The 3,845-nt window shown below is 77.1% G+C and carries 3 protein-coding genes; all 3 read right to left on the reverse strand.

Features of this window, described 5'->3' with window-relative positions; translation table 11 throughout:
- Positions 1-231 precede the first annotated feature (231 nt).
- On the reverse strand, positions 232-1,764 hold the full coding sequence (locus ACFV61_RS03270; protein WP_380489813.1) for a hypothetical protein: 1,533 nt from the start codon (positions 1,762-1,764) through the stop codon (positions 232-234).
- Between the two features lie 67 nt (positions 1,765-1,831).
- A complete protein-coding gene (locus ACFV61_RS03275) occupies positions 1,832-2,587 on the reverse strand; it encodes a leucyl/phenylalanyl-tRNA--protein transferase (protein ID WP_380489815.1) in 756 nt (251 codons plus the stop codon).
- On the reverse strand, positions 2,584-3,845 hold a 1,262-nt coding region (locus ACFV61_RS03280; protein WP_380489817.1), incomplete at its 5' end, for a thioester reductase domain-containing protein. The genes ACFV61_RS03280 and ACFV61_RS03275, both read right to left, overlap by 4 nt.

Consider the following 3,845-nt stretch of genomic DNA (forward strand, 5'->3'; position numbering starts at 1 on the left):
GGCGCGGTGGGGGTGGGGGTGGGGGGGGCGGGGGGGGGTGTGTGGGGGCGCCGCGCGCGGGGCCGCCCCCCCCCCCCCCCCCCCGCGTCAGCCTTCCAGCGCACCCGGCACCGGATCATCGCCCTGGGACACGAACTGTCGGTACGTCAGAAGTACGTCGGGAGCAGTGGCCCCGCTGCCCGGCGTACCGCCCGAGCAGTAACCGGACCCCGAGCCCGGGGCGCGCCCGGGTCAGCTGCTCGGGCGCGGGGACGGCAGGGCCGCGGAGCCCGCCGCCAGGGGCCATTCGCGGTGGAACGGCGGCAGCGGGTACGTGCCCTCGATGACCGGGGTGCCGAAGACCTTGAGGTGGGCGAGCAGCGAGCCGGTCAGGTCGACGCCGCCGACCAGCGACCAACTCCCTTGGGCCTGCGGCGGGTTGCCGGAGGAGTCGGCGGTCAGCGAGCCCTCGGCCTGGGCCCGCAGGTAGGGGGCGACGGTGGTCTGGACGCCGACGGTGTCGTAGAGGCCGACGGAGACCTCGGCGCCGAGCGCGGCCCGCACGCCGGCCTTGCCGGTGAGGCGCACCCGGATCGGGGAGACCTTGGTGTCGGCGTCGGTGGTCGGGGTCCAGCCCTTGCCGCCGGTGTAGTCGGCGCGGACGGCCCAGGTGCCGGTGGCCTCCTGTTCGGCCTCCAGGTGGACCTGGCCGTCGGCGCTGACCTCCAGGTAGCAGGTGAGCTTCAGGTTGACCACGACGGGCAGTCCGGCGACGGTGAGCACCGGGCTGGCCTGCAACGTGGCGAAGGGCAGCCGGACGGGCGCGGCGCCGGTGCTGCGCGCGACGTCGCCGGTGACCTTCCACTGGGCGTGGGCGCCGAGGTCGAAGCCGATGGAGGCCGTGCGCGGGCTGCCGGCGGCGGCGCCGTGGTAGGCGAAGTGGACGGCCGGGTGCAGCTGGAGGGAGCCGGAGGCGTCCACGCTCGCGCCGTCGGGCAGCGGGACGGGGGCCTTGACGTCGACCTCCAGGGTGCCGGAGGCGTCGGCCTTCACGCCGCCGCCGTCCGCACCGACGACGGCCTTGAGGTCCTTGACCAGCGGGGTGACGGTGATGCCGTGCGGGTCGACGGGCACCTGGCCGTCGGCCTCGGTGCCGCCGAGGAGTTCGGCGAGGGTGGCGGGGCGGGTGGTCAGGTTGAGGCTGGCGCCCGCGCCGGGGCGGACGCCGGTGACGGCGACCAGCGCGCCCTGGGGCGCGGCGGCGGTGGGCGGGCTGGCGATGAGCTGCCCGGGCTGGACGGCGGGGGCGGGGGTCGGCGTCGCGCCAGCGGTCGCGGTGGGCCCGGCGGCCGGTGGCGCCGAGAGGACGGCCGTGCCGCCCGCCGGGTCGTAAGCGGTGAGCTGGAGGTTCTGCCCGGCGGGGGTGGCCGCGCCGCCGTCCTTGGCGGGGGCGGCGACGGCGGCCTGCCGGTCGCCGGCCGGGGCGGCGGTGACCGGCGCACCGGCGGCGCCGGCGGCACCGGTCTGCCGTGCGGTGGCGGCCGCGGTGGTCGGGGCGGCGGCGGCCCGGGCGCGGGGGGTGCCGGCGGCCGGGGCCGTCGGGGCCTGGCCGCCGGCGGCGGCCGTGGTCGTGGTCGTGGTCGTGCCGGTGGTGACGGCCGCTTCGGTGGTGCCGGCGGCGGCCTGCGGAGTGCCGGAGGTGGTCGGCCCGCAGGCGGCGACCCCGGCGAGGGCGAGGGTGAGGAGGGCGGGGCCGAGGGCCCTGCCTATGGAGCTTTTGAACACGCGGCGTCATGTTACTGACGGGGAATAAGTTTGTCGAAGACAGGCCAAGCAGGGTAAAAGGCGCAGGTCAGACCAGCCGGGCCACGGGCAGCGGAGCTCCCGGCAGCGGGCCCACCACGGCGTCCGCCGCCAGCTCGGCCAGGTACCGGGAGCGGGGTACCGGCTCGGCGCCGAGACTGCGGATGTGCGGACTGTCCCACTGGGCGTCGAGCAGCCGCCCGCCGGCCGCGCCGAAGCGCGCCCCGAGGTCGGCGACGGCGACGCGGGCGGCGTCGGGGCGGCGGTGGAACATCGAGTCGAGGCTGAGGACGGGCCCGGCGGCGACGCCGAACACCCCGCCGATCAGCTCCTCGCCCTCCCACACCTCGCCGCTGTGGGCGGCCCCGAGCACATGCAGCTGCTCCAGTGCGGCCCGTAACTCCGCTGTCAGCCAGGCTGGTTGGCGGTCCTCGGCACAGCGGGCCAGCACCTCGCCGAAGGCCCGGTCGGCGCTGGTCCACCACTGCGGCCGGTGGCGCAGCCGCCGGGCGAGGCGGCTGCCGAGCCGGACGCCGTCGGGCGGCAGGACGGGCCGGGGGTCGGGCGACCACCAGGCCAGCGCGTACGGGTCGTCCCCGCCGGGCAGCAGCACCACCTCGCCCGCCTCGACGGCCTGTTCGTAGCGCGCCTCGTTGTAGGCGCCGGCGTACTCGTCCGCCGCGGGCATCGGGAACAGGCCGCGGCGGTACGCCGCCAGCAGGTCCGGCGCGCCGAGACCGGCGCCGAACGCCACCGGCCCGTCCCCGGGCCCGCGTTGGACGTCCAGCCCATCGAAGGGGCTCATGCCGGCGGCCCGAGGAAGCCCTCCGCCGCCAGCCGGTCCAGGTAGTGGTCGAGCAGGCCGGCGTCGACGGCGGGCAGGTCGATCCCGCTGCCGGCGAGCGCGGCATTGGTGTTGGCGCGGTCGAACAGCGGGAAGACGGGCCGGAAGTACAGCTCGCTGATCGACAGCGCCGATCCGGGGGCGCGGTCGACGAACAGCGGGACGAACGGCGTGACGGGGTGGGCGGGGTGCCCGGCGGCGAACCGGACCAGGCCCTGCACCCAGTCACCGTACGGGAGTTCGGCGATCGGGTGGCCTCGGGCCCGGAGCCGTTCGGCGAGGTCGGCGAGGTCGGCGGGGCGCGGCGAGGTGAGGTGGTAGACCTCGCCGTCGGCGGGGGCGTGGGCGGCGATGTGGGCGACGGCGCGCGCGAAGCGGTCGGCCGGGACGAAGTCGAGCGGCAGCAGCACGTCCGGGCAGGTGCCGCTGTCCGCCAGGTACGCGATGAGCGCGCAGATCTCGGTGCCGGTGTTCATCACGCCGGTGGCGAGGTCCCCGGTGACGTCGTTGGTGCGCAGCACGGTGACCGGGAGCCCGGCGGCGGCCGCCTCGTGCAGCAGTTGTTCGGCGACCCACTTGCTCTCGACGTAGCCGACGCCGAGCCGGTCGGGGTGGGCGAGCGGGGTCCGTTCGGTGACCTCGCGGACGCCGGCCGCGCCGAAGCCGGCCAGCACGGCGAGGGTGGACAGGTAGTGCACGGGCACGCCCCGGCTGTGCCCGGCGAGGCGGATGATCTCGCGGGTGCCGCCGACGTTGGGCGCGCGCAGCTGGTGGTACGGGTAGAGGAAGTTGACCTGCCCGCCGAGGTGGTGGACGGCGTCCAAAGTCCCGGCCAGCCCGTCGAACTGACGCTGCGTCAGCCCGAGTCGGGGTGCGGCGAGGTCGCCGACCAGCGGCACCACCCGGGTGTCGGTGAGGTCGTGCCGCAGGAAGCGCTGCTGGGCGGCGCGCAGGCGTTCCAGCGCGTGCTCCTCGTCGGGGGCGCGGACCAGGCAGTGGATCCGGGCCCGGGTGGTGGCGAGCAGGGCGTGCAGCAGGTGGGCGCCGCAGAAGCCGGTGGCGCCGGTGAGCAGGATCTCGGCGGGTTCGGCGCGGCTGGGCGCCGGGCTCCAGGACTGCTGGACGGGGTGGGCGAGCCGGGCTTCGGCGGCCCAGTCGACGGCGGCCTCGGCGGAGCCGGGGCTGGGGCCGGCGCCGGCGGCGCGGGCGGCGCGGGCGG

The organism is Kitasatospora sp. NPDC059817, from assembly GCF_042731835.1.
GTDB lineage: Bacteria > Actinomycetota > Actinomycetes > Streptomycetales > Streptomycetaceae > Kitasatospora.